Raw genomic sequence first — 24448 nt, 5'->3', positions numbered from 1 at the left:
ATCTCTGATGACCGCGGGCCCGCCGCGCGGGCGGTGGGCGGCTGCCGGTGGCCGCTACGCCCCCGGCGGGCCGTGGTGGGAGGGGTAGGCGGTGGTCTCCGGGGCCGTGGGGAGGCGCCACTTGGACAGGACGCGCACCACCGTGCCCGGGCTGAGGAGGGTGTTCGGCGGGGCGGACAGGGACAGGACGCCGAAGAAGGGCGCGGAGATCCCCGGATCGGCGGTGGCCCCCGCCATCACCCGGGACATGTACTTCTGGAGGATCCGGGTGGCCCGGTCCGGCGGCGGCCCCTCCGTCCCCGGGTAGCGCTGGTCCTCGCTGGTGGCGATCTGCCAGGCCACCTCCGCCGCGGCGGCCGTCCGCCGCTGGAGCCGGCGGGCCGCGCCCGGGATCTCGGCCGGTCCCAGGTCGCGGATCGCGGCGGCGAGGGCGTCGGCCGCGAGCGCGGCCACCGTCATCCCGTGCCCGTACACGGGGTTGAACCGGCACGCGGCGTCGCCGAGGACGATGAACCCGGCCGGCCAGCGCTCCACCCGCTCGTAGTGGCGCCACTCGTTCGCCGTCCCCCGGAACCCGGTGGCCGGGGAGAGGGGTTCCGCGTCGCGGATGGCGTCGTAGAGGGCGGGGCTGCGCAGCGTACGGGCGAAGTCGAGGAACTCCTCGTCCTTGGTGGGCGGGGCGTGCCCGCTGCCGTACCCGAGCAGGGTCACCAGCCAGCGGTCACCGTCCAGCGGGACCAGCACGCCCCCGCGCGGGCTGTCCGGCCGGCCCTGGACGTACACGCCGCGCCAGCGCCGCCCGGGGTCCTTCGGGGCCGCGAAGGAGCGGCTGGAGTAGGCGAGACGGGAATCGCAGCGGGAGGCCTCGGGGACCTCGTACCCCAGGGCCGCCAGCCAGTCGGAGGCCTTGGAGGTGCGGCCGGTGGCGTCGACCACGAGGCGCGCGGTCAGCGGCTCGCCCTCGCGCAGTCGCACGCCGGTCACCGAGCCGCCGTCGGCGCCGGCGACGAGCCCGGTGGCCGCGGAGCCGGCCCGCACCCGGATGCGCCCGTCCCGCAGCACCTCCTGGCGCACCGTCCAGTCGATGACCTCCCGGCCGGCGAGGAGGACTTCGGCGCCGGGGACGGCGCCGAACCAGCCGGCGGGGCTCAGCCAGAGGAAGTCCCGGGGCGATTCCAGCACCACGGCCCCGGCCGCCACCAGCTTTCCGGTGATCCCCGGAAGCATTTGTTCCATCAGCTCCAGGCCGCGCGACCACAGCACGTGCACGTGCCGGGACTGCGGGACGCCGGGCCGGAACGCCGGCCCGGCCTCGGGCAGTTCGTCCCGCTCGACGAGGGTGACGCGGGCGAACTTCGTGGCGAGCACCCGGGCGGCGAGCAGCCCGGCCAGGCCCGCGCCGAGCACCACCGCGTGGTCCTGCGCGTGGTCCTGCGCGGCGGGGTCGTTCGGACGGCTCGTGGGAGAACCTGCCGAGTGGTTGTCCGTCTCGTTGTCCATACCGGCGAGTCTCGCGGGACGGCCGCGGAACAGGCCGTCCCGGCCGGGGCGCCCCGAGGCATCCCGGGGGCGGAAAGGCTCACACCCGGGGCGCCCGCGGGCCCTCCGTGGTCGCCGAGACCAGGACGTCTCCGGCCGCCACCCGGGTGTACAGCACGGTGCGGCCCGTGCGGCGGCGCAGGATCAGGCCGGCCGCCAGCAGCACCTTCAGCTGGCCGGCCACCGCGCCCAGGCTCAGCCCGGTCAGCGCGACCAGCTGGGTCGTGGACTTCGGGCTCTCCAGCAGCACCAGCACCCGCGCCCGCACCGGCCCGAGCAGGGCGACCAGCGCCTGCGGGGCCGGCGCCGTGTCCGGCTGGGTGAGCTGGCCCTCGCACGGATACACCAGGGCGTGCCGGTGGGCCCCCCGCCAGGCCACCCACCCGTGCCGGGGCGTCACGGGTACGAAGACCAGCCCGGCCTCCCCCGACAGCCCGCGCGGCGGGCGCTGCTGGAGGTTGATCCGCAGCCGTCCCTCGCCGAGCCAGGCCATCCCCGGCCGCATCCCCGACAGGGCCGCCGACCATCCGCCGAGGCTCAACTGCCGGGTGCGGACCAGGACATCGGCCTCGGCGACCCGGCGACGGCGCTCCCAGTCGGGGCGCACGGCCTCGGCCCAGACCCACTCCAGCAGCTCGGCGGTGCGCGGGCCCAGCCCCCGGGCGCGCAGGGCCGCCCCGGCCGGACGCGAGGCGGCGCGCAGGTTCGTCCGCACCACCGCGTCCGGGGTCGCGCGGATCGACTCCAGCTCCTCCTCGAAGGGGCGGCCGTCCGGCGGCGGGGTCAGGTAGTCGGCGATCCACTGCCGCCCGAGGGCCGCCCGCAGCACCTCGGCGGTGACCGGTTCGGCGGCCAGGTACTCCTGGAACGCGGGCAACCGGGCCGCGAGCCAGTCCCGCTCGCCGGGGTGGCCTGCGCTGCGCCACCGCAGCGCCATCAGCGCCGCCGTGGTCTCGGCCAGCGCCGACACCACGAACCGGCTGCCCGCCAGCGCATCGGTGTCGATCCGCCACCAGCCCATCTCCCGCCCCCGCCCCGTGTCCTACACCCGTCCCAGGCCTCCGACTCCCAGCCGCCGGCTCCCGGCTCCCGGCCTCGGGCTTTCGCGTGCAGGCGAAACATTAAGGGCCCCGGCGGTGCTCCCCGGACACTCCCCGCATGCCCCGGACCTACCGCTCCATCGCCCGCACGCCCGAGTTCACCCCCTTCTTCGCCGCGGCCGCCCTGCGCGTCGGCGCCTCCACCGTGAGCGGGCTCGCGCTCGCCGTCCTCGTCTACGACCGCACCGGCAGCCCGCTCCTCTCCGCGCTCGGCATGTTCGGCCCGTCCTTCGCGCAGTTGCTCGGCGCGACGCTGCTGCTCTCCGCCGCGGACCGGCTGCCCCCGCGCGCGGCCCTCGGCGGGCTCTCGGCCGCCGGCGCGCTCGCCACCCTGCTGCTGTGCGTCCCGGGGCTGCCGCTGTGGGCGGTGTTCGCGGTGCTCCTCGGCCAGGGGCTCGCCGACTCGCTCGCCGGCGGGGTCCGGTACGGGCTGCTCACCGAGATCCTGCCGCCCGGGGACTACCTGCCGGGCCGGTCGCTGCTCGCCGTCTGCGCCGGGGTGACCCAGATCGCCGGGTACGCCCTCGGCGGGCTGCTCGTCGCCGCGCTCTCCCCGCGCGGGGCGCTGCTGGCCGCCGCCGGGCTCTCGGCCGCGGCCGTGGTCACCGTACGGTTCGGGCTGCGGCGGCGGGAGCCGCGCGCGAGCGGGCGGCCCTCGGTGGCCGCGACCTGGCGCGGCAACGCCGCCCTGCTCTCCGACCCGGCCCGGCGCACCCTCTACCTCGCCCTGTGGGTGCCGAACGGACTGATCGTCGGCTGCGAGTCCCTGTTCGTCCCCTACGACGCGGCCCACGCCGGGCTGCTCTTCGCCGGCGCCGCCGCCGGGATGCTCGCCGGGGACACCGTCGCCGGGCGCTACCTGCCCGCGCGGCTGCGGGCCCGGCTCGCGGCCCCGCTGCGCCTGCTGCTCGCCGCGCCGTACCTGGCGTTCGCGCTGGAGCCCGGACCGGTCGTCGCGACGGTCACCGTGACCCTGGCCTCCGTCGGCTACTCGGCGGGGCTGCTGATGCAGGAGCGGCTGGTCGCACTGCTCCCGGAGGGCACCCAGGGCCAGGCGCTGGGCCTGCACTCGGCCGGGATGCTGACCCTGCAAGGGGTCTGCGCGGCTCTCGCCGGGGCCCTCGCCCAGTACACCTCGGCGGCGGTCGCGATGACGGTGCTGGCGGCGGTGTCGGTGGTGGTCACCCTGGTCCTGGAGCCGGGGCTGCGCACCAGTAGGCTGCGGGTCCACCCCTCTCCGTCTTCCGTCCGAGGTAGCGCGCAGTGAGCTCCGCAGCACCCCCCACGCCCCTGCCGGTGGCCGTCGTCGGCCTCGGCGCCGACGGCTGGGCCGGACTCACCGCCGGCGCGCGGGCCGCGCTGGCCTCCGCCGAGGTACTGATCGGCGGGCCCCGGCAGCTGGACCTGCTGCCGCCGGACGCCTGCCCGGGCCTGCGGGTGTCCTGGCCCAGCCCGCTGCGGCCGGCGGTGCCGAAGCTGGCGGCCGAGCACGCGGGGCGCCGGATCGCGGTGCTGGCCAGCGGGGACCCCATGTTCTACGGGATCGGCCGCGCCCTGTCCGAGGAGCTGGGCGCGGAGGCGCTGCGGGTCCACCCGCACCCCTCGTCCGTCTCCTACGCCTGCGCCCGGCTGGGCTGGCCGGTGGAGGACACGGAGGTCGTCACGGTGGTCGGGCGCCCGGTGGCCCGGCTCGCGGCCCGGCTGTACGAGGGCCGGCGGGTGCTGGTGCTGAGCGCCGGGGCGGCGTCCCCGGGCGAGATCGCGGCGCTGCTGTGCGAGCGGGGCTTCGGGCCGAGCCGGATGCGGGTGCTGGAACAGCTCGGCTCCGAGCGCGAGGACACGTACGAGGGCCGGGCCGACGGCTGGGACCACGCGCCCGGCGACCCCCTGAACGTGGTGGCGGTCGACTGCCGCCGGGATCCGGACGCCGCCGCCCCGCGGCTCGGCGCGACCCCGGGGCTGCCGGACACCGCGTACGAGCACGACGGCCAGCTCACCAAGCGGCACGTGCGGGCCGCGACCCTGTGCGCGCTGGCCCCGGCCCCCGGCGAGCTGCTGTGGGACATCGGCGGCGGCTCCGGTTCCATCGGCATCGAGTGGATGCGGACGCACCCCTCCTGCCGGGCGGTGACCGTGGAGCGGGTCCCGGAGCGGGCCGCGCGGATCGCCCGCAACGCGACGGCGCTCGGCGTGCCCGGGCTGCGCGTGGTGACGGGGGCGGCCCCGGCCGCGCTGGCCGGGCTCCCGGCTCCCGACGCGGTGTTCATCGGCGGCGGCCTGACCGCTCCGGGGCTGCTGGACGCGGCCTGGGAGGCATTGGCCCCCGGCGGCCGGCTGGTGGTGAACACCGTCACGCTGGAGTCGGAGGCGGTGCTCTCCGAGCGCCACAAGCGCTACGGCGGCGAGCTGGTGAAGCTGGCCGTGGCGCACGCGGTGCCGGTCGGCGGTTTCACCGGCTGGCGGCAGGCGATGCCGGTGACCCAGTGGTCCGTAACGAAGCCCTCCCCCAGCGACAGGAAGACCCAGTCATGACCGTGTACTTCATCGGAGCGGGCCCCGGCGCCGCCGACCTGATCACGGTGCGCGGCGCGCGGACCCTGGCCGCCGCCCCCGTCTGCCTGTACGCGGGCAGCCTGGTCCCGCGCGAGATGCTGGCCGAGTGCCCGGCGGACGCCCGGCTGGTCGACACCTCGGGGCTCGACCTGGACGAGATCACGGCCGAGTTTGTACGGGCCCACGAGGCGGGCCACGACGTGGCGCGGCTGCACTCCGGCGACCCGTCCGTCTTCAGCGCCGTCGCGGAGCAGATGCGGCGCCTGGACGCGGCGGGCATCCCGTACGAGGTGGTCCCGGGCGTGCCGGCGTTCGCCGCCGCGGCCGCCGCGCTGAAGCGGGAGCTGACCGTGCCCACCGTCGGCCAGACGGTCATCCTGACCCGGATCGCCCAGCAGGCCACGCCGATGCCGCCCGGCGAGGACCTCGCCACGCTGGGCCGCAGCGGGGCGCTGCTGGTGCTGCACCTGGCGACGCGGTACGCGCGGCGGGTGGCGGAGGAACTGCTGCCGCACTACGGGGCCGACTGCCCGGTGGCGGTGGTGGCGATGGCGAGCCGCCCCGACGAGCTGATCCTGCGCGGTACCCTCGCCGACATCGCGGGCCAGGTGGAGGAGGCCGGGCTGGTGCGGACCGCGGTGATCGTGGTGGGCCGCACGCTGGGCGCCGAGCAGTTCCGGGACAGCCACCTGTACTCCCCCGAGCGCGACCGGCATGCCTGCTGAACCGGGTGTCCCCACCGGGCGGCCCGGCCCCGGGCACGTCCTGGTCCTGGGCGGCACGACGGAGGCCCGGCTCCTCGCGGAGGCCCTGGAGCCCGCCCCGTACCGCGTGACCACCTCGCTCGCCGGCCGGGTCGCCCGCCCGGTGCTGCCGCCGGGCGAGACCCGCGTCGGGGGCTTCGGCGGGCCGGCGGGCCTGGCCGACTGGATCCGCGCCCACGGGGTCACGCACCTGGTGGACGCCACCCACCCGTTCGCGGAGCGCATGAGCTTCAACGCGGCGGGGGCGGCGGCCCTTTCGGGGATCCCGCTGCTGGCGCTGCGCCGCCCGGGGTGGACCCCGGGGCCCGGCGACGCCTGGACCTTCGCCGGCTCCCTCGCCGAGGCGGCCGCCCTGCTGCCGGGGCTCGGCGCGCGGGCCTTCCTGACCACCGGACGGATGGGCCTGCACAGCTTCGCCGCGCTCGACGGCACCTGGTTCCTGGTGCGTTCGGTGGACCCGCCGCAGGGGCCGCGGCCCGCGCAGCTGGAAGTCCTCCTCGCCCGGGGCCCGTTCGGCCTCGACGACGAACGGGAGCTGCTGGCCCGGCACCGCATCGACGTGGTGGTGACGAAGGACAGCGGCGGCTCGGCCACCGCTCCCAAGCTCACCGCGGCCCGCGAGGCCGGCATTCCGGTGCTCGTCGTCAGCCGCCCCCCGGTGCCCGCGGGCGTCCCGGAGGCCTCCGGGGTCGCGGAGGTCCTGGCCTGGCTGGGCGGCGCCTGACCGCATCGGTGTGAGACGGAAGGCCCGGGGCGGCGGCGCCCCGGGCCTTCGGCGTTCAGCGCGCCGGCGCCGTCACGGGTAGCGGCGCGGGGTCCAGGTGACACGGGTGCCGTCGGGGCGGTCCGTGACCTGGGTCTGCGAGGAGCCGATCAGCAGGATCGTGCGCATGTCCACCTCGGCCGGCTCCAGTTCGGCGAGCGTGACGACGCGCACCGTCTGGGTGGGGCCGCCCACGTCGCGGGCGACGACCACCGGGGTCTGCGGGGAACGCAGCTCCAGCAGGAGCTCCTTGGCCTGGGCGACCTGCCAGGTGCGGCTGCGGGAGCCGGGGTTGTACAGGGCCAGCACCAGGTCGGCCGCGGCGGCCGCGCGCAGCCGCTCCGCGATGACCTCCCAGGGCTTGAGCCGGTCGGACAGGGAGATCGTGGCGTAGTCGTGGCCGAGCGGGGCTCCGGCCGCGGCGGCGGCCGCGTTGGCGGCGGTCACCCCCGGCAGGACCTTGACCTGGACGTCCTTGTACTCCGGCTGCCCGGCGACCTCCAGGACGGCGGTCGCCATGGCGAAGACTCCGGGGTCACCGCCGGAGACCACGGCGACGCGCTTGCCGCGCCGGGCGAGGTCGAGGGCGAACTCGGCGCGCTCGGACTCCACCTTGTTGTCGGAGCCGTGCCGGATCTGGCCCGGCTTCACGGGCACCCGGTCCAGGTACGTCGTGTACCCGACGAGCACCTCGGCGTCGGCCAGCGCCCGCCGGGTCTCGGGGGTCAGCCACAGCGGCCCGGCCGGACCGGTGCCGACGACCACGACGCCGCCGGGCCCGGAGGGCACGCTGCCGGGGTTCCCGATCCGGCTGGGGACGACGGCGACGGCGAAGTACGGGACGGTCTCGGCGTCGGTGTCGGCGAGGATCCCGGTCCGCTCGCCCGCCATCGTGGCGCGCTCCACGTAGCGGGCCTCGGCGAGGCGGCCGCTGGCCTCCATGGCGCGCCGCACGGCGGGGAAGGTGCGGCCGAGCTTCATCACGACGGCCGAGTCGGTGGCGGCGAGGCGGGCGGTGAGCTCCTCCTCCGGCAGGGTGCCGGGCAGGATGGTCAGCACCTCCTCGCCCTCCACCAGCGGGGTCCCGAGGCGGGCGGCGGCGGCGCTGACGGAGGTGACGCCGGGGATGACCTCGGCCTCGTACCGGTCGGCGAGCCGCTTGTGCATGTGCATGTACGAGCCGTAGAAGAGCGGGTCGCCCTCGGCGAGCACGGCGACGGTCCGGCCGGCGTCCAGGTGCGCGGCGAGGCGGGCGGCGCAGTCCTCGTAGAACTCCTCCATCGCCCCCTGGTAGCCGCCGGGGTGGTCGGTGGTCTCGGTGGTGACCGGGTAGACCAGCGGTTCCTCGACGTGGTCGGCGCGCAGGTGCTTCGCCGCGATGGAGCGGGCGATGGAGCGGCCGTGGCGGGCGCTGTGGTAGGCGATGACGTCCGCCTCGGCGATGACCTCGACGGCCCGCAGCGTCATCAGGGACGGGTCGCCGGGGCCGAGCCCGACCCCGTACAGGCGTCCGGCGCTCATTCGGCCACGCTCGCGATCGCGTTGACGGCGGCGGCGGCGATGGCGCTGCCGCCGCGCCGGCCGCGCACGATCAGGTGGTCGAGGCCCGAAGGGTGCGCGGCGAGGGCGTCCTTGGACTCGGCGGCGCCGATGAAGCCGACGGGGACACCGATGACGGCGGCGGGGCGCGGGGCGCCCTCCTCGATCATCTCCAGCAGCCGGAACAGCGCGGTCGGCGCGTTGCCGACGGCGATCACCGAGCCCTCCAACAGGCCCCGGTCGCGCCACACTTCGAGGGCGGCGGCGCTGCGCGTGGTGCCCATCTTCGCGGCGAGCTCCGGTACGGCCGGGTCGGAGAGGGTGCAGATCACCTCGTTGTCGGCGGGGAGCCGCCCCCGGGTGACGCCGCTGGCGACCATCTGCACGTCGCACAGGATCGGGGCGCCGGCGGTCAGCGCGGCGCGCGCCCGCAGCACGACCTCCGGGGTGTAGCCGAGGTCCTTGGGCAGGTCCGTCATCCCGCAGGCGTGAATCATGCGCACCGCGACCTGGGCGACGGAGGCGGGCAGCCCGGAGAGGTCCGCCTCGGCGCGGATCGTGGCAAAGGACTGGCGGTAGATCGCGGCGCCGTCCTTCTCGTACTCGAACACGGTGTACTCGCTCATTTCTTCACTGCTCTTCGGACACTCGGGGGGTGTTGCGCGCGTCCCGGAGGGCCGCGCCAAGTTCGGGGGCGGTGGCGGGGACGTGCCGCGACGCGGGCCCGCCGGGACCGCCGGGCACGCCGGGCCCGGTCAGCCGGTAGCCGGTCGCGGTGGCGACGGCGTCGACCCAGTCGGTGCCGCGCGGGTGCCCGCAGCGGCGCTCGCAGCCGGACCAGTGGACGGACAGCGGTCCGCGGGCCCGTTCCGCGACGGCGCGCGCGTCAGCGCGTACGTCCGCGAGGGCTTTCGCGCAGCCGGGCCGGCCGGTGCAGGCGGTCACGGACTCCCAGGCACTGCCGGGCGCGGTCACCAGCCCGGCGGGGCGGGCGGCGGTGTCGCCGACGATGACGCTGCGCCAGGGCGTGGTCCGCAGCGCGCCGGGCAGCTCCCGCCACTGGGCGCTGCGGAGCCGGCCGAGCGGGATCAGGACGCAGAGCGCGTCCCCGTGCACGCCGGGGGCGGGCGGCCCCGCGTACGGGCGGGGCGCGTCCGCGACGTACCGGGCGGGGATGCCGAGGGCGGCCAGCCGGGCGGTGAACTCCCGCGCGTCCAGGGCGTGTTCGGCGGGCAGCTCGGCGACGCGCCAGGCCCGGGTGCCGGCGCGGGCGGCGGCGTCGAGGAAGTGCCGGGCGGCCTCCAGCGCCGCCTCGGGTCCGTCGCCGGCGGCCACCTCGGCGGCGTCGGGCGCGGCGCCGAGCCGGATCAGCGCCCGGCCGCCGGGGCGCGCGAGCAGGGACACGTCGGGGTCGAGGGCGGCGACGTCCCCGCGCCCGTCGTCCACGGCGAACAGGAACCGGCCGGAGAGAGCGGCGGCGCCGGGGTCGGCGCAGAGCAGCCGGTCCAGGGCGCGCACCGGAGCGGGGTCCCCGAGGGGGCTCGCGACGATGTTGCGGACCCGCTCGTGCGAGGGCGCGGGCAGCAGGCCGACGGAGTCCAGGAGTTCGGCGAGGGCCCCGCCGCAGCCGTCGGCGAGGCCGCGGAGCTGGACGTTTCCGCGCGAGGTGAGTTCGAGGTGCCCGTCCCCGAACCGCTCGGCGGCGTCCGCGAGCGCGGCGGCCTGCGCGGCGGTGAGCAGCCCGCCCGGAAGCCGGACCCGCGCGAGGAACCCGTCGTCCGCCGCGTGCAGCCGGAGCGCGCCGGGGCATGCGTCACCGCGGTCCCGTATGACGGGTTCGTCCCGCGATGTGGCGGAGGGGGACTGGGGCATGGCGGCGAGCATACCCAGGATTCCCCCCGCCCGGTCTGTGTCCGTCACCACCCTGCCACCACCCGTCACCGCAGGCCCCCCGCCCGCACCCCCACCCGCGCCCCCGCCGCTTCACCCCCGTTTCACCACATGTTTCCGGCCCTCCTGGCGGAATCCGGCCGTGCCGGGGCCCCGGTGATACCGCGGGGCGGCCCGGACTCCCGGCCGGGGATCAGGGCACCTAAGATGACCTGCGGCGGACCGCTCGGTCCGCCATCGCCGAGGACGGCGACATGGGAGGAAGCCCGGTGCGAATCCGGCGCGGTCCCGCCACTGTGAACCCTGCGGAGCGATCGGCCGGGTGAGTCAGGAACTCCCGTCGTCCTCACTGCCCGGGGCGCGGAAACCCCGAGGAAGGCCTGCCGCCGCATGATCTTGCTGCTGTCGACGTCCGACACCGATCTGCTCAGCGCCCGCGCCGCCGCGGACGGCCCCGTCCCGTACCGGTTCGCGAACCCCTCCCGCCTTCCCCTCGACGACCTCCCCGGTCTCCTCGACGGTGTCGACCTGGTCGTCGTACGCCTCCTCGGCGGCCTCCGCGCCTGGCAGGAGGGCCTCGACCTGCTGCTGGCCCCCGCCCAGACCCGCCCGGTGGTCGTACTGACCGGCGAACAGGCCCCGGACGCCCAGCTGATGGAGGCCTCCACCGTCCCCATCGGCATCGCCGCCGAGGCGCACGGCTACCTCGCGCACGGCGGCCCCGCCAACCTGGACCAGCTGGCGCGCTTCCTCTCGGACACCGTCCTGCTCACCGGCCACGGCTTCGAGCCGCCGGCCGCCGCCCCCACCTGGGGCCCGCTGGAGCGCACCCCCGGGAGCACCACGGGCCCCCGGATCGCCGTGCTGTACTACCGCGCCCACCAGATGAGCGGGAACACCTCCTTCGTGCACGCCCTGTGCGACGCGATCGAGGCGAAGGACGCCCAGGCGCTCCCCCTCTACGTGTCCTCCCTGCGCGCCCCCGAGCCGGAGCTGATCGCCGCGCTGGAATCGGCGGACGCGGTCGTCACCACCGTCCTCGCGGCGGGCGGCACCAAGCCCGCCACCGCCTCGGCGGGCGGCGACGACGAGTCCTGGGACGCCGGCGCGCTCGCGGGTCTGGGCGTACCGATCCTGCAGGCCCTGTGCCTGACCGGCTCGCGCAGCGCCTGGGAGGAGAACGACGAGGGCCTCTCCCCGCTCGACGCCGCGACGCAGGTCGCCGTGCCCGAGTTCGACGGCCGTCTGATCACCGTCCCGTTCTCCTTCAAGGAGCTCGACGAGGACGGCCTGCCCGCCTATGTCGCCGACCCCGAGCGGGCCGCCCGGGTCGCGGGGATCGCCGTCCGGCACGCCCGGCTGCGGCACATCGAGCGCCGTGACAAGAAGGTCGCGCTCGTCCTGTCCGCGTACCCCACCAAGCACTCCCGCATCGGTAACGCGGTGGGTCTCGACACCCCGGCCAGCGCCGTGGAGCTGCTGCGCACCCTCATCGCGGGCGGCTACGACTTCGGCCCCGTCGAGGACGTCCCGGGTCTGGTCTCCGGCGACGGCGACGAGCTGATCCGCGCCCTGATCGAGGCCGGCGGCCACGACCAGGACTGGCTGACCGAGGAGCAGCTGGCCCGCAACCCGGTCCGGATCCCGGCCGCCGACTACAAGCGCTGGTTCTCCGAGCTGCCGGCCGAGCTGCGCGACAGCGTCACCGAGCACTGGGGCGAGGCCCCGGGCAACATGTTCGTCGACCGCTCCGCGAACCCGGACGGCGACATCGTCCTCGCGGCCCTGCGGCGCGGCAACCTGCTGATCCTGATCCAGCCGCCGCGCGGCTTCGGGGAGAACCCGATCGCGATCTACCACGACCCGGACCTGCCGCCCTCGCACCACTACCTGGCCGCGTACCGCTGGATCCAGGCGCGCGCCGAGGACGGCGGCTTCGGCGCCGACGCGATGATCCACCTGGGCAAGCACGGCAACCTGGAGTGGCTGCCGGGCAAGAACGCCGGCCTGTCGGCGGCCTGCGCGCCCGACGCCGCCCTCGGCGACCTGCCGCTCATCTACCCGTTCCTGGTCAACGACCCCGGTGAGGGCACCCAGGCCAAGCGCCGGGTGCACGCCACCCTGGTCGACCACCTGGTGCCGCCGATGGCGCGCGCGGAGTCGTACGGCGACATCGCCCGCCTGGAGCAGCACCTGGACGAGTACGCGCAGATCTCGGCGATGGACCCGGCGAAGCTGCCGGCCATCCGCGCCCAGATCTGGACCCTGATCCAGGCCGCGAAGCTCCACCACGACCTGGGCCTCGAAGAGCGCCCGGACGACGAGGGCTTCGACGACTTCCTGCTGCACGTCGACGGCTGGCTGTGCGAGGTCAAGGACGCCCAGATCCGCGACGGTCTGCACGTCCTGGGCGGCGCCCCGGCCGGCGAGGCCCGGGTCAACCTGGTCCTGGCGATCCTGCGCGCCCGGCAGATCTGGGGCGGTACGACGGCCCTGCCGGGCCTGCGCGAGGCGCTGGGCCTCGACGAGTCGGCGGCCACCCGCACCACCGCCGACCAGGCGGAGGAGGCGGCCCGCGCGCTGGTCCAGGCGATGGAGGACGCGCACTGGGCGCCGGAGGCGGTGGCTTCGGTCGCCGCCGGGCACTCGGCGGACGTGGCGGCCGTACTGGACTTCGCGGCCCGTGAGGTCGTCCCGCGCCTGGCCGGCACCACCGACGAGATCGCGCACGTGGTCAGCGCGCTGGACGGTGCCTTCGTCCCGGCGGGCCCGTCCGGCTCGCCACTGCGCGGCCTGGTGAACGTCCTGCCGACCGGCCGGAACTTCTACTCCGTGGACCCGAAGGCCGTCCCCTCCCGCCTCGCGTGGGAGACCGGGCAGGCGCTGGCGGACTCGCTGCTGAACCGGTACCGCACGGACAACGGCGAGTGGCCCGCCTCCGTCGGCCTGTCGCTGTGGGGCACGAGCGCGATGCGCACCTCCGGCGACGACGTGGCGGAAGCCCTCGCCCTGCTGGGCGTCCGCCCGGTCTGGGACGAGGCCTCGCGCCGCGTCACGGGTCTGGAGCCGATCCCGCTCGATGAGCTGGGCCGCCCCCGCATCGATGTCACGCTGCGCATCTCGGGCTTCTTCCGGGACGCGTTCCCGCACGTCATCGGGCTGCTGGACGACGCGGTACGGCTGGCGGCGGGGCTGGAGGAGCCCGCGGAGCAGAACTACGTCCGGGCCCACGCCCAGGCGGACCTCGCCGAGCACGGCGACGAGCGGCGCGCGACGACCCGTATCTTCGGCTCGCGCCCGGGCACGTACGGCGCGGGCATCCTCCAGCTGATCGACTCGCGCGACTGGCGCACGGACGCCGACCTCGCCGAGGTCTACACGGTGTGGGGCGGTTACGCCTACGGCCGCGGTCTGGAGGGCCGGGCGGCGCGCGAGGAGATGGAGAGCGCCTACAAGCGGATCACGGTGGCCGCGAAGAACACGGACACCCGCGAGCACGACATCGCCGACTCGGACGACTACTTCCAGTACCACGGCGGCATGGTGGCCACCGTCCGCGCGCTGCGCGGCACGGCCCCGGAGGCGTACATCGGCGACTCCACCCGCCCGGAGACGGTCAAGACCCGCACCCTGGTGGAGGAGACCTCGCGCGTCTTCCGCGCCCGCGTCGTGAACCCCAAGTGGATCGAGGCGATGCGCCGCCACGGCTACAAGGGCGCCTTCGAGCTGGCGGCGACGGTGGACTACCTCTTCGGCTACGACGCCACGACGGGCGTGGTCGCGGACTGGATGTACGACAAGCTGACGGAGACGTACGTCCTGGATCCGGCCAACCGCGCCTTCCTGGAGGAGGCCAACCCCTGGGCCCTGCACGGCATCGCGGAGCGCCTGCTGGAGGCGGAGTCGCGCGGCATGTGGGAGAAGCCGGACCCGCAGATCCTGGAGTCCCTGCGCCAGGTGTACCTGGACACCGAGGGCAACCTGGAGGCCGAGGCGGAGTAACCGCCCGGAGCTTCCCGAAGGCTCCCGGAGATTCCCGAGACCGCCCCCGCGCCCGCACGGCGCGGGGGCGGTCCTCGTCTGGCCATGTCCATGACGGGAATGTGATCGGCGGCCGGATATCGACGCAATACCTCGAAGGGGGTCCCGCACACCCGCGGGTGATTCGAACGCCGCGTCACGGGCCGGGGCCCGGGCGCCCCTTGGGGTCGGCACAGCCCTCGCAACTGCGTACGAGCATTCGCTCCCGGCGGCCCGTGACGGCGCTCTGAGCAGCCGCGTTCTTCCGGCGTCAGTTCGCCCGTCGCGGTACCCCGGGAGGAATCTTGCGATCCGTGCACGTTCATGTGGTGTTCGACCCCGCGGGGCGGAGGTGGCCGCGCATGAGGCTCCTCAAGCGGCCCGTGCCCGCCGAACCCGCCGTCTCCGAGAGCGAGCGCCGGCTCTTCGGCGGCCCGCTGCGCTACGACGCCGGCTGGGCCAACCACGAGTACGCCCAGCTGGAGAGCGGGCTGCTCAGCACCCTGCGCGCCATGCCCCGGATGGTCCGCGGCACCCTCCGGCTCGCCTGGGACACCGACCGGCCCGCGCTGCTCACCGTCGCCGCCGCCGAGGCCGGCCAGGGCGTCACCTCCGCCGTCGGGCTGCTCGTCCTGAGCGCGGTGCTCCGTACCCTGTTCGGCGCGGGCAGCCCCGCCGAGCGGCTGCAGGAGGCCCTGCCCGCCCTCGCCGCCGGGGCGCTGGTCGCCGTACTGGGAGCCGTCCTGGCCTCCCGGTCGACGGCGGCCGCCGGGCGGCTGGAGCCCAAGGTCGAGCGGGCCGCGCAGGAGCAGTACCTGCACGCCGCCGTCGGGGTCGAGCTGGAGGCCATCGAGGACGGGGAGTTCCGGCGGCTGCTGGACAGCGCCCAGTGGGGGCCGCCGTCGGCCCGCCGGACCGTCGGCGCCTGCGTGGCCACCCTGGGCGGGCTGATCTCCCTGTTCGCGACCGCCGGGGTGCTGACCGTGCTGCACCCGCTGCTGCTGCCGATGCTGCTGCTGATCGCCGCCCCGCGCGGCTGGGGCGCGATGCGGGTGGCGCAGCGCCGCTACCTGTCGGTGATGGCCTGGGTGGAGCACGTCCGGGCCGCCCGGCTGATCGGGCAGCTGCTGATCGCCCGTACGTCGGCTCCCGAGGTCCGGGTGCACGGCGTCGGCCGCTACCTGCTGGGCCACTACCGCAACATGGCCGAGCACGCCGAGGGCGAGGCCACCCGGCTCGCCAAGGACAAGGCGGCCACCGAACTGCTCGCCGCCGCCCTCTCCGGGCTCGCCGCGCTCGTCACGTACGCCGCGATGGGCGCGCTGATCGCCGCCGGGCGGATGGACCTGGCGGTGGCCGGCACCGCCGTGATCGCGGTGCGCGCCGGCTCCGCGAGCCTGGGGGCGCTCGTCGCCACCACCAACACCCTGCACGAGGAGTCCCTGTACGTCCGGGACCTGGAGCGGTTCGTCGCCGAGGCGGGGCGCCGCGCCATCCCGAGCGGCGGGCGGCCGCTGCCCGGGCGGACGGGCACGATCCGGCTCACCGAGGTGGGGTTCGGCTACCCCGACCGGGAGGAGCCGGCCCTGGCCGGGGTGTCGCTGACGATCGAGGCGGGCCAGGTGGTGGCCCTGGTCGGGGAGAACGGCTCCGGCAAGAGCACCCTCGTCAAACTCCTCGCCGGTCTGCACCTGCCCGACACGGGCACGCTGACCTGGGACGGGGTGGACGTCCGGGAGGCCGACCGGACGCAGGTCTTCGACCGGGTCGCCCTGCTGACCCAGGACTTCGAACGCTGGCCGGTGACCGCCCGTACCAACATCGCCATCGGGCGGCCCGGCGACGCGGGGGCGGACGGCTCGGTCGACCAGGCGGCGGAGGTGGTGGCCGCGGCCCGGTACACGGGGGCCGACGAGGTCGTCGCGAAGCTGCCGCACGGGTACGAGACGCTGCTCGCCCGGGTCTTCCGGGGTGCCTCGGAGCTCTCCGGCGGGCAGTGGCAGAAGTTCGGCCTGGCCCGCACCCGTTACCGCGACGCCCGTGTCATCGTCGTGGACGAGCCCACCTCGGCCCTGGACCCGGCGGCGGAGATCGCCGCGTTCGACAGCATCCGCGGCCTGGCCGGTCCGCACCGGGCGGTCGTCCTCGTCACGCACCGCATGTCGGGGGTGCGGCACGCGGATGTCATCTACGTCCTGCACGAGGGCCGGCTCGTCGAACAGGGCTCCCACGAGGAGCTGTTGGCGCGGGACGGGCGGTACGCGGCGATGTTCCGGATGCAGGCGGAGCAGTACGCCGAGCGGCACGGGCCACAGCCTCGGGGGGCGGGCACCCCTATCCCCCGGCAGGCCCCGCCGCCACAGAAAGGCAGCACCGTCACCTGATGCGGTGAACTCCCCCTTATCCCAGGGGCGTCAGGGGTAGAGCACTGCTGGTCTCGTGCGGGGGCCCGGGCGACCGGGCCCCCGCACTTCGGCGTGCGCGGTGCCCGGGACCGGGTCCGCCCGCGTCCGAGACAGCCCCGATACGGACAGACGAAAGGCTCACCCCGCCGTGACGCAGCCGTTCCAACTGCCGGATTTCTACGTGCCCCATCCGGCGCGACTGAACCCCCATCTGGAGGAGGCGCGGGTCCACACCAAGCGGTGGGCGCGCGCCCTCGGAATGCTGGAGGGGTCCGGCGTCTGGGAGGAGAGCGACCTCGACTCGCACGACTACGCCCTGCTGTGCGCGTACACCCACCCCGACTGCGACAGCGAGGCGCTGTCGCTGGTGACCGACTGGTACGTGTGGGTGTTCTTCTTCGACGATCACTTCCTGGAGATGTACAAGCGCTCCCAGGACCGCGCCGGCGCCAAGGCGTACCTCGACAGGCTCGCCGCGTTCATGCCGATGGACCTCGCCGACGGCTTCCCCGAGCCCGCGGGCCCGGTCGAGGCGGGCCTCGCGGACCTGTGGGAGCGGACCGTGCCCGCCATGTCGCCGCACTGGCGGGAACGGTTCGCCGAGTCGACCAGGAACCTGCTCAACGAGTCGATGTGGGAGCTCGCCAACATCAACATCGGGCGGGTGGCGAACCCGCTGGAGTACATCGAGATGCGCCGCAAGGTGGGCGGCGCCCCCTGGTCGGCCGGGCTGGTCGAGTACGTCTCCGCCGAGGTCCCGGCGCGGGTCGCGCACACCCGGCCGCTCGCTGTGCTGCGCGACGCCTTCTCGGACGCCGTGCACATCAGGAACGACCTCTTCTCCTACGAGCGCGAGGTGGCCGACGAGGGCGAACTCTCCAACGCCGTCCTCGTGCTGGAGACCTTCCTCGGCTGCACCACCCAGGAGGCCGCCGAGGCCTCCAACGACCTGCTGACCTCACGGCTCCAGCAGTTCGAGCAGACCGCGCTCGGTGAACTCCCCCAGCTCTTCGCCGACCACGCGATGGACCCGGCCGAGATCGCCGCCGTCCTCGCCTACGCGAAGGGGCTCCAGGACTGGCAGTCGGGCGGCCACGAGTGGCACATGGTCTCCAGCCGCTACATGAACAAGGAGGCCCGCCCCACCGCGCCGCTCTCGCTGCCCTTCATGCCGACCGGGCTCGGCGGAGCCGCCCTCGACCTGCGCTCCGTCCTGGAGCCGCGCGCGCTGGAGCGCCGCCGCCGCTCCTTCTCCCACGTCCCGTTCGAGCGCACCGGGCCGTCCGTGATCCCGGACATCCACATGCCGTTCCCGCTCTCCCTGAGCCCGCACCACGCCCACGCGCGCGAGGGATCGGTGGCCTGGGCCCGGGAGATGGGGCTGCTGGACCCGCAGCCCGGTGACCCCGGTTCGGCGATCTGGAACGAACCCAAGCTGCGCGGTTACGACTTCGCGCTCTGCTCCGCCGGCATCGACCCCGACGCCACCCGCGAGGCGCTGCTGCTGAACGCGTGCTGGCTGACCTGGGGCACGTACGGCGACGACTACTACCCGGTGGTGTTCGCCCAGGCCAAGAACCTCCCGGCGGCGAAGGCGACCACGGCCCGGCTGATCGCGATGATCCCGCTCGACCACACCGAGCGGCCGGAGCCGGCGACGGCGATGGAGCGGGCGCTGGGCGACCTGTGGGTGCGCACCTCGGCGCAGATGGGCCCGCGGGTCCGCGCCGAGTTCCGGGCGACGCTGGTGTCCATGCTGGAGAGCTGGCTGTGGGAGGTGGACAACCAGATCCAGAACCGGATCCCGGACCCGGTGGACTACGCGGAGATGCGCCGCCGCACGTTCGGCTCGCACCTGACGATGTACCTGTGCCGGCTGGGGCAGCAGGGCCGGGGCATCCCCGAGGAGATCTACGCCTCCGGGACGATCCGGTCGCTGGAGAACGCGGCCGCCGATGCCGCCTGCATGATCAACGACATCTTCTCCTACCAGAAGGAGGTGGAGGTCGAGGGCGAGGTCCACAACTTCGTGCTCGTCACCCGGAACTTCTTCGACATCGGCTACCCCGAGGCGCTGCGCATCTGCCACGACCTGCTGACGCGGCGCACCGAGGAGTTCGAGCACATCGTCGCGAACCAGCTGCCGCTGCTGTACGACGACTGGAAGCTGGACGCGGGGGCCCGCGCCGGGCTCGACGCGTACGTCGGGGAGCTGGAGGACTGGCTGGCCGGCATCCTCAACTGGCACCGCAAGGTCCGGCGTTACCGCGAGGAGGACCTGCACGGCCTGCCCGACCTGCTCTCCAGCGGGGTCTGGAGCTCCTCCTTCGGCATGTCGGCGGCCCGCCTCTCCCTGCCCCGCTGACCGCCCCGATGTCCGCGGAAGCCCCGGCCCGGGCCCGCTCCGGCCACCGCCCGGCCTCCGCGGACATCGCGTTGCCCTTCCGGAAACACCCTCGCGGTGGGCCGGCGCCGCGTGATGGACTGACGTCCGTTCAGCGTTGGCCAAGAGGGGGAGACATGACTGCCGAAGCACCGGCCCGGCGGACGCCCGATCCCGCGAGCGCCCCAGCGGCGGACGCCGGAAAGGAACGCCGGCAAGCGGACCGCATCGAGGCGTGGTCCATCGCGTGGATGCTCCTGGCCATGCTGATGTGGGGATGCTTCGCCTTCCTGATGCTCTCCGACTACGGCCCCCAGTCCGGGGACAGAGCCCTGTGCCGGGGCCCGCTGGTCCGCCCGGTGTCCGAGAGCAGCCTGTGCCGCGACGAGCTGCGCCAGTGGCCCGCCCTGCTGGGCGTCCTCGCGCTGGCGGCCGTCGTGACCGTCGTCGCGGCGGCGACAACGGTGTACGCCAAGGTCCTCTCCCGCCTGGCCCACCACGAGCCGCCCGGCGCGCGGCCGCAGGCCTGACCCTCCGGCGGAACCGTGCGCGGCGCGCCGTGGCCCGTGCCCCGCGCCCCGTCAGAACAGCCGGTGTCCCTGCACCCAGATGGTCCTGCCGCCGCCGGGCCGGACGAGCCGGAGCTTCTTGACGCCCGAGTAGTTCCCGGCCGCCACGAAGAAGCCCGGGGCGACGATGACGGCGACGGCGACGGCGAGGACCAGCCATCCCACGACACGCACCGCCCCGTCGTCCCCCTCCTCGACGGTCTGTCCGCCGAGGTGGATGAGCATGGGGAGGGTGACGAGCAGCGAGAGCGCCAGGAGCCAGGCGAGGGCGCGGTAGATCTCGTACTTGATCCGCGCCTTGGCGAGGCTCTCGACGGCGACGGAGAGCGTCTTGCGGCATCGCGGGCAGGTGAAGTCGACGGTCTCGTCGCCCTTGCGCGGCCGACGGCCGCCACCCGCAGCCATGCGGGAGACCTGCCACTTGACGGTGGTCGAGCCCACTCCCGCCGTCACACTGACGCGGCACCCGATGCTCAGGGTGAAGTCCTCCCTCAGCAACCGCTTGGCCAACCCCACGGAACCCCCCGGCCCTCACACCCCGTGCCCCCACGGAGGGAGCCAGAGTGTAGTCCCGCTCCCCCGGCCCCCACCCGAACAACGCCCAACTAGGCCGACACTTAAGGCTGTTGAACCAGAGACACCACCACAGGCGGCGGGGCCTAGAACTCGTCGGCGGTGTGCGGCAGCAGCTCAGTGCGCAGGGCGGCGTCGAGCGTCGCCGCCGCCCCCGGGGTGTGCTCGCGCACCAGCCCGGCGGCGACCAGTTCGACGACCCGGGTCCCGCCCAGGTAGCAGGCGGCCAGCTCCCGGACGTCCAGCTCCAGGTCCGGGGCCTGGGCGGCGCGTTCGTACGTCGCCCCGCCCGGCCCCGCCTTCAGCCGGAACCGCCCGGCGTTGGCGGGCAGCCGTACGTCGGCCAGCTCCAGCACCAGTTCCACGGGCGCGGCCCACGACCGCGCGGTCAGCGCGGCCCGTACGTCGACCAGCCGCAGCCAGAGCGCCGGGAACACCTCGGTGACCTTGACCTGGTCCCGGTCGGCGGCGAAGTGCAGCAGCGGGTCGTCGGCCGGGCGGCCCCAGGCGCTGACCCGGCCGGTGAGGTCGAGGCCGGCCACGCACTCCCAGAGCGCCGCGGCCACGGCCGGGGTGTCCGCCTCCAGTTCGTCGACCCGGACCAGGCCCGGGGTGCGGACGGGCCCGCTGCCGCCCCCCGGCTTGGTGCGGTAGATCACGTACCCGGCGAGCGGCTCGCCGGGATCCCCGAGGGCGATGATCCGGGGCGGGCTGAGCTCCTCGTCCTCCTCGTCCTGTTCGCACAGCCACTCCTCGCGCCACCGCTCGGGACCGCGGCTCGGGCGGCCGGCCCGCAGGGCGCGGGTGGCCTCGTGGGCGGGGCCGATCAGGGCGGGGGCGTCGGCCGGGTCGATCATCCGCAGCGGCCGCCGGTCCGGGGCGATGCGCAGGGCGAGCGGCCGGGTGGAGTCGATCTCGATGGTGACGCCCTGGGTGGCGGATCCGTAGCCGAACCGCCCGTAGATCGCGGCCTCGGAGGCCCACAGGGCGGCGACCGGGGCGCCCGCCGCCCCGGTGCGGCGCAACTGCTCGGCCATGAGCGCGGTGAGCACGCCCCGGCGGCGGTGGGTGGGGGCGACGGCGACGAAGGTCAGCCCGGGGCAGGGCAGATCCGCCCCCGGAACCGAGAGCCGGAAGCGGTGCGCGGCCATGAACCCGACCAGCGCGTCGCCCTCGTAGGCGCCCAGCCGGTCGCAGTGGCCCAGCAGGGTGCGGTGACGGGCGCGCCCCTCCTCGTCGGGCCGGTCGTGGAAGACCAGGTAGGCGAGCTCCTGGGCGCGGTCGATGTCGGCCTCGGGTACCTCGCGGATGTCCACCATGATCCGGAGACTAATCGGTCATCGAGGACCGCTCACCCCATATTGGCCGGAAAGCCCCCCACGAGACCACCCCCCGTCCCCCTCTCCGAACTTGGGAGCGTCGGGCGGCCGCCGGTGGTTTGGTTCCTCGGCGGTTCGGGGGCGTCCCTTCAGGCGACGACGCCGATCCTGGCCATCGCCGTCTTCGAGCCGTCGTGGTGGATGGGTACGTGTGCGCCGGTCAGCGAGGTGCCGGTGCCGCCGCGCCGGTTGGCGACGATCTCGGCGGCGATGGACAGCGCGGTCTCCTCCGGGGAGCGGGCGCCGAGGTCCAGGCCGATCGGGGAGCGCAGCCGGGCCAGTTCGAGCTCGCTCACGCCGACGTCGCGGAGCCGCTTGTTGCGGTCCTCGTGGGTGCGGCGGGAGCCCATGGCGCCGACGTAGGCGACGGGAAGCCTGAGGGCCAGTTCGAGGAGCGGGACGTCGAACTTGGCGTCGTGGGTGAGGACGCACAGTACGGTCCGGCCGTCCACGTCCGTGCTCTCCAGGTAGCGGTGCGGCCAGTCGACCACGATCTCGTCCGCCTCGGGGAAGCGCCGGCGCGTGGCGAACACGGGCCGGGCGTCGCACAGCGTCACGTGGTAGCCGAGGAACTTGCCGATCCGCACCAGGGCGGAGGCGAAGTCGATGGCGCCGAAGACGATCATCCGCGGCGGCGGCACGCTGGCCTCGACCAGTACCTTCAGCGGCTCTCCGCAGAGCCGGCCGTCGGCGCCCATCTCCACGACGCCGGTCCTGCCCGCGTCGAGCATGGCGCGGGCCTCCTCGGCGAGGGTGCGGTCCAGCTCGGGGTGGCCCCCGAGGCCGCCCTCGTACGAGCCGTCGCCGCGGACGACCAGGGCGCGGCCCATCAGCTCCGCGGGGCCCTCGGCGATCCGGGCGAGCGCCGCCGCCTCCCCGCGGGCGGCGGCGGCCAGCGCGGCCGCGAACGCCCCCCGCGCGGGGGAGCCCGCGGGGACCGGGGTCACCAGGATGTCGATGACTCCGCCGCAGGTCAGACCCACGGCGAAGGCATCGTCGTCGCTGTAGCCGAAGCGCTCCAGGACGGTCTCGCCGTCCTCCAGCGCCTGCCGGCACAGCTCGTACACCGCGCCCTCCACGCATCCGCCGGAGACCGAACCGATCGCGGTGCCGTCGCCGTCGACGGCGAGCGCGGCACCGGGCTGCCGGGGCGCGCTCCCGCTGATCGCCACGACGGTGGCGACCGCGAAGTCACGTCCCTGCTCGACCCACCGGTTCAGTTCCTCGGCGATGTCCAGCATTTCGGCCTCCTCGGAGGGGTTCGTTTCCAGTATCGGATGAGTGGCGGGCGCGGCGCCGACCAGAGGGACAAGCCGCTGGTCACCCGGGTGATCGGGGTGACGTGGGGTGATCTAGTTGACTCCGAGCCAGCCCTCGATCGGGTGGAGGGCGAAGAAGACCACGAAGATCACGGTCAGTGCCCACATGAAGGCGCCGATCTCGCGGGCCTTGCCCTGGGCGACCTTGATGGCCACGTAGGAGATCACACCGGCCGCGACGCCCGCGGTGATCGAGTACGTGAAGGGCATGAGGGCCACGGTCAGGAAGACCGGGATGGCGGTCGCGGTGTCGGCCCAGTCCACGTGGCGGGCGTTCTGCATCATCATCGCGCCGATGACGACCAGGGCCGCGGAGGCGACCTCACCCGGGACTATCTGCGTGATCGGGGTGAAGAAGAGGCAGGCGGCGAAGAACAGGCCGGTGACGACGGAGGCGAGACCGGTACGGGCTCCCTCGCCGACGCCGGTGGCGGACTCGACGAACACGGTCTGGCCGGAGCCGCCCGCGATGCCGCCGATGGCCCCTCCGGCGCCGTCGATGAACAGCGCCTTGGACAGGCCCGGCATCCGGCCCTTGTCGTCGGCGAGCTTGGCCTCGGTGCCGACGCCGATGATGGTGGCCATCGCGTCGAAGAAGCCGGCGAGGACGAGGGTGAAGACGATCATGCCGACCGTCATCACGCCGACGTCGCCCCAGCCGCCGAAGGAGACCTGGCCGAACAGCGAGAAGTCCGGCATCGAGACCGCGGAGCCGGTGAGCTCCGGGGCGCCGTTCTTCCAGGCCTTCGGGTCGATGTCCGCGACGGCGTTGAGGACGGCCGCGAGGACGGTTCCGCCGACTATTCCGATCAGGATCGCGCCGCGGACCTTGCGCGCCTGGAGCATGAAGATGGCGATCAGGGTCACGCAGAAGATCAGGACGGGCCAGCCGGCGAGCTCACCGGTGGCGCCGAGGAGCACGGGGGAGGAAAGTTCCCCGCCGTTGCCCACGAAACCGGCCTTCACCAGGCCGATGAGGGCCACGAACAGGCCGATGCCCATGGTGATGGCGTGCTTGAGCGCGAGGGGGATCGCGTTCATGATCATCTCGCGGAGGCCGGTGACGACCAGGAGACAGATCACCACGCCGTACATGACGCACATGCCCATGGCTTGCGGCCAGGTCATCTGCGGGGCGACCTGCGAGGACAGCACGCCGGAGACGGACAGTCCGGCGGCCAGGGCGAGCGGGACCTTGCCCACGAAGCCCATCAGGAGCGTGGTGAGGGCCGCGGCGAAGGCCGTGGCCGTGATCAGGGCCTTCTGGCTCATGGTGTCCCCGGCGACGTCCTTGCCGGAGAGGATCAGGGGATTGAGCAGGAGGATGTACGCCATCGCCATGAAGGTCGTGACGCCGCCACGAATCTCATTGCCGACGTTGGAGCCTCTGTGCGTGATGTGAAAGTACCGGTCGAGCCAAGAACGCCCGGCGGGGGTGAGAGAGCCGTCGCCGGCATCCTCCGCACTGGTCTTGGGCTCTACGGACGACTGGGTCATGGTGCCTAACTCCCAAGGTTCAAAGGGGCACCCGCTTGGAGATTGGAGACGCGGGATTTGGGAAACGCCGTTTGGCTGCACGACCCGGGGTGACGGCCCGAGGCGACGCGAATGTCGATGCGTGTACTGCGGGTACTGCGGGGGTTCTGCGGTAC

17 protein-coding genes and 1 riboswitch are annotated in these 24448 nt (G+C 74.6%); of the genes, 8 read left to right on the top strand and 9 right to left on the bottom strand.

All coding sequences use genetic code 11. The features are described from left to right. Positions 1–54: 54 nt before the first annotated feature. Together IE248_RS07150 and IE248_RS07145 are read right to left on the bottom strand one after the other, a co-directional pair. On the bottom strand, positions 55–1500 hold the full coding sequence (locus IE248_RS07150) for an FAD-dependent oxidoreductase (protein ID WP_190030198.1): 1446 nt from the start codon (positions 1498–1500) through the stop codon (positions 55–57). A 79-nt stretch (positions 1501–1579) separates the two neighbouring features. Further along, entirely contained in the window at positions 1580–2560 is a 981-nt protein-coding gene (locus IE248_RS07145) for an ArsR/SmtB family transcription factor (RefSeq protein ID WP_073796955.1), read from the bottom strand. 137 nt (positions 2561–2697) lie between these two features. Between IE248_RS07145 and IE248_RS07140 the strand changes: the two genes are divergently transcribed. Genes IE248_RS07140 through IE248_RS07125 form a run of 4 tightly spaced genes read left to right on the top strand, consistent with a single transcriptional unit; the run spans position 2698 to position 6680 of the window. Further along, entirely contained in the window at positions 2698–3906 is a 1209-nt protein-coding gene (locus tag IE248_RS07140; protein ID WP_190030197.1) for an MFS transporter, read from the top strand. Next, a complete protein-coding gene (gene cbiE, locus IE248_RS07135) occupies positions 3903–5171 on the top strand; it encodes a precorrin-6y C5,15-methyltransferase (decarboxylating) subunit CbiE (RefSeq protein WP_190030196.1) in 1269 nt (422 codons plus the stop codon). The genes IE248_RS07140 and cbiE overlap by 4 nt, the downstream gene beginning before the upstream one ends. Then, positions 5168–5917 (top strand): precorrin-4 C(11)-methyltransferase, encoded by a 750-nt coding sequence (gene cobM / locus IE248_RS07130; protein ID WP_037798402.1) that lies wholly within the window; start codon positions 5168–5170, stop codon positions 5915–5917. The genes cbiE and cobM overlap by 4 nt, the downstream gene beginning before the upstream one ends. Further along, the gene (locus IE248_RS07125; RefSeq protein ID WP_190030195.1) at positions 5907–6680 is read left to right on the top strand and encodes a cobalt-precorrin-6A reductase; all 774 of its coding nucleotides are present in this window, start codon (positions 5907–5909) and stop codon (positions 6678–6680) included. Before cobM ends, IE248_RS07125 begins: the two co-directional genes overlap by 11 nt. Before the next feature lie 72 nt (positions 6681–6752). Here IE248_RS07125 and IE248_RS07120 read toward each other — a convergent pair whose 3' ends face one another. From IE248_RS07120 to IE248_RS07110, 3 genes are read right to left on the bottom strand one after another with little or no spacing between them, the layout of a single operon-like run. Continuing rightward, positions 6753–8240, bottom strand: a complete 1488-nt coding sequence (locus tag IE248_RS07120; protein WP_073796959.1) for a precorrin-2 C(20)-methyltransferase — start codon at positions 8238–8240, stop codon at positions 6753–6755. Next, a complete protein-coding gene (locus IE248_RS07115; protein ID WP_037798395.1) occupies positions 8237–8884 on the bottom strand; it encodes a precorrin-8X methylmutase in 648 nt (215 codons plus the stop codon). Before IE248_RS07115 ends, IE248_RS07120 begins: the two co-directional genes overlap by 4 nt. A 4-nt stretch (positions 8885–8888) precedes the next feature. After that, positions 8889–10130: a ferredoxin-like domain-containing protein gene (locus IE248_RS07110; RefSeq protein ID WP_229895164.1), complete on the bottom strand. Its 1242-nt coding sequence runs from the start codon at positions 10128–10130 to the stop codon at positions 8889–8891. Between the two features lie 242 nt (positions 10131–10372). Further along, positions 10373–10498: riboswitch (cobalamin riboswitch) on the top strand. 40 nt (positions 10499–10538) lie between these two features. Between IE248_RS07110 and cobN the strand changes: the two genes are divergently transcribed. From cobN to IE248_RS07090, 4 genes are all read left to right on the top strand, one after another. After that, positions 10539–14150, top strand: a complete 3612-nt coding sequence (gene cobN / locus IE248_RS07105) for a cobaltochelatase subunit CobN (RefSeq protein WP_190030193.1) — start codon at positions 10539–10541, stop codon at positions 14148–14150. Positions 14151–14530: 380 nt separating this feature from the next. Further along, complete coding sequence (locus IE248_RS07100; protein WP_190030192.1) at positions 14531–16552, top strand: ABC transporter ATP-binding protein; 2022 nt, start codon at positions 14531–14533, stop codon at positions 16550–16552. A gap of 169 nt (positions 16553–16721) precedes the next feature. Then, entirely contained in the window at positions 16722–18938 is a 2217-nt protein-coding gene (locus tag IE248_RS07095) for a terpene synthase family protein (protein ID WP_073796961.1), read from the top strand. 155 nt (positions 18939–19093) lie between these two features. Next, entirely contained in the window at positions 19094–19486 is a 393-nt protein-coding gene (locus IE248_RS07090; protein ID WP_073796962.1) for a hypothetical protein, read from the top strand. Between the two features lie 51 nt (positions 19487–19537). Here IE248_RS07090 and IE248_RS07085 read toward each other — a convergent pair whose 3' ends face one another. The 4 genes from IE248_RS07085 to IE248_RS07070 all read right to left on the bottom strand — a co-directional run bounded on the left by IE248_RS07085 (position 19538) and on the right by IE248_RS07070 (position 24293). Continuing rightward, the gene (locus tag IE248_RS07085; protein WP_159031929.1) at positions 19538–20041 is read right to left on the bottom strand and encodes a hypothetical protein; all 504 of its coding nucleotides are present in this window, start codon (positions 20039–20041) and stop codon (positions 19538–19540) included. Between the two features lie 143 nt (positions 20042–20184). Then, the gene (locus IE248_RS07080; protein WP_190030191.1) at positions 20185–21417 is read right to left on the bottom strand and encodes a GNAT family N-acetyltransferase; all 1233 of its coding nucleotides are present in this window, start codon (positions 21415–21417) and stop codon (positions 20185–20187) included. A gap of 149 nt (positions 21418–21566) precedes the next feature. Continuing rightward, positions 21567–22718, bottom strand: a complete 1152-nt coding sequence (locus IE248_RS07075) for an XdhC family protein (RefSeq protein WP_190030190.1) — start codon at positions 22716–22718, stop codon at positions 21567–21569. A 111-nt stretch (positions 22719–22829) separates the two neighbouring features. Then, positions 22830–24293 carry an NCS2 family permease gene (locus tag IE248_RS07070; RefSeq protein ID WP_073796966.1) on the bottom strand — a complete coding sequence of 488 codons (1464 nt, stop codon included), beginning with the start codon at positions 24291–24293 and terminating at the stop codon, positions 22830–22832. Positions 24294–24448: the final 155 nt, after the last annotated feature.

Origin of the sequence: Streptomyces goshikiensis (genome assembly GCF_014650555.1) — a bacterium.
In the GTDB taxonomy this organism is placed as follows: Bacteria; Actinomycetota; Actinomycetes; order Streptomycetales; family Streptomycetaceae; genus Streptomyces; species Streptomyces goshikiensis.
This window is presented reverse-complemented; position numbering and strand designations above follow the sequence as displayed.

Coding starts and splice junctions, on each gene's coding strand:
- IE248_RS07125 (WP_190030195.1), top strand. CDS start 5,907: ATGCCTGCTGAACCGGGTGTCCCCACCGGGCGGCCCGGCCCCGGGCAC.
- IE248_RS07110 (WP_229895164.1), bottom strand. CDS start 10,130: ATGCCCCAGTCCCCCTCCGCCACATCGCGGGACGAACCCGTCATACGG.
- IE248_RS07115 (WP_037798395.1), bottom strand. CDS start 8,884: ATGAGCGAGTACACCGTGTTCGAGTACGAGAAGGACGGCGCCGCGATC.
- cobN (WP_190030193.1), top strand. CDS start 10,539: ATGATCTTGCTGCTGTCGACGTCCGACACCGATCTGCTCAGCGCCCGC.
- IE248_RS07090 (WP_073796962.1), top strand. CDS start 19,094: ATGACTGCCGAAGCACCGGCCCGGCGGACGCCCGATCCCGCGAGCGCC.
- IE248_RS07150 (WP_190030198.1), bottom strand. CDS start 1,500: ATGGACAACGAGACGGACAACCACTCGGCAGGTTCTCCCACGAGCCGT.
- IE248_RS07120 (WP_073796959.1), bottom strand. CDS start 8,240: ATGAGCGCCGGACGCCTGTACGGGGTCGGGCTCGGCCCCGGCGACCCG.
- IE248_RS07080 (WP_190030191.1), bottom strand. CDS start 21,417: ATGGTGGACATCCGCGAGGTACCCGAGGCCGACATCGACCGCGCCCAG.
- IE248_RS07140 (WP_190030197.1), top strand. CDS start 2,698: ATGCCCCGGACCTACCGCTCCATCGCCCGCACGCCCGAGTTCACCCCC.
- IE248_RS07070 (WP_073796966.1), bottom strand. CDS start 24,293: ATGACCCAGTCGTCCGTAGAGCCCAAGACCAGTGCGGAGGATGCCGGC.
- IE248_RS07100 (WP_190030192.1), top strand. CDS start 14,531: ATGAGGCTCCTCAAGCGGCCCGTGCCCGCCGAACCCGCCGTCTCCGAG.
- cobM (WP_037798402.1), top strand. CDS start 5,168: ATGACCGTGTACTTCATCGGAGCGGGCCCCGGCGCCGCCGACCTGATC.
- IE248_RS07145 (WP_073796955.1), bottom strand. CDS start 2,560: ATGGGCTGGTGGCGGATCGACACCGATGCGCTGGCGGGCAGCCGGTTC.
- IE248_RS07075 (WP_190030190.1), bottom strand. CDS start 22,718: ATGCTGGACATCGCCGAGGAACTGAACCGGTGGGTCGAGCAGGGACGT.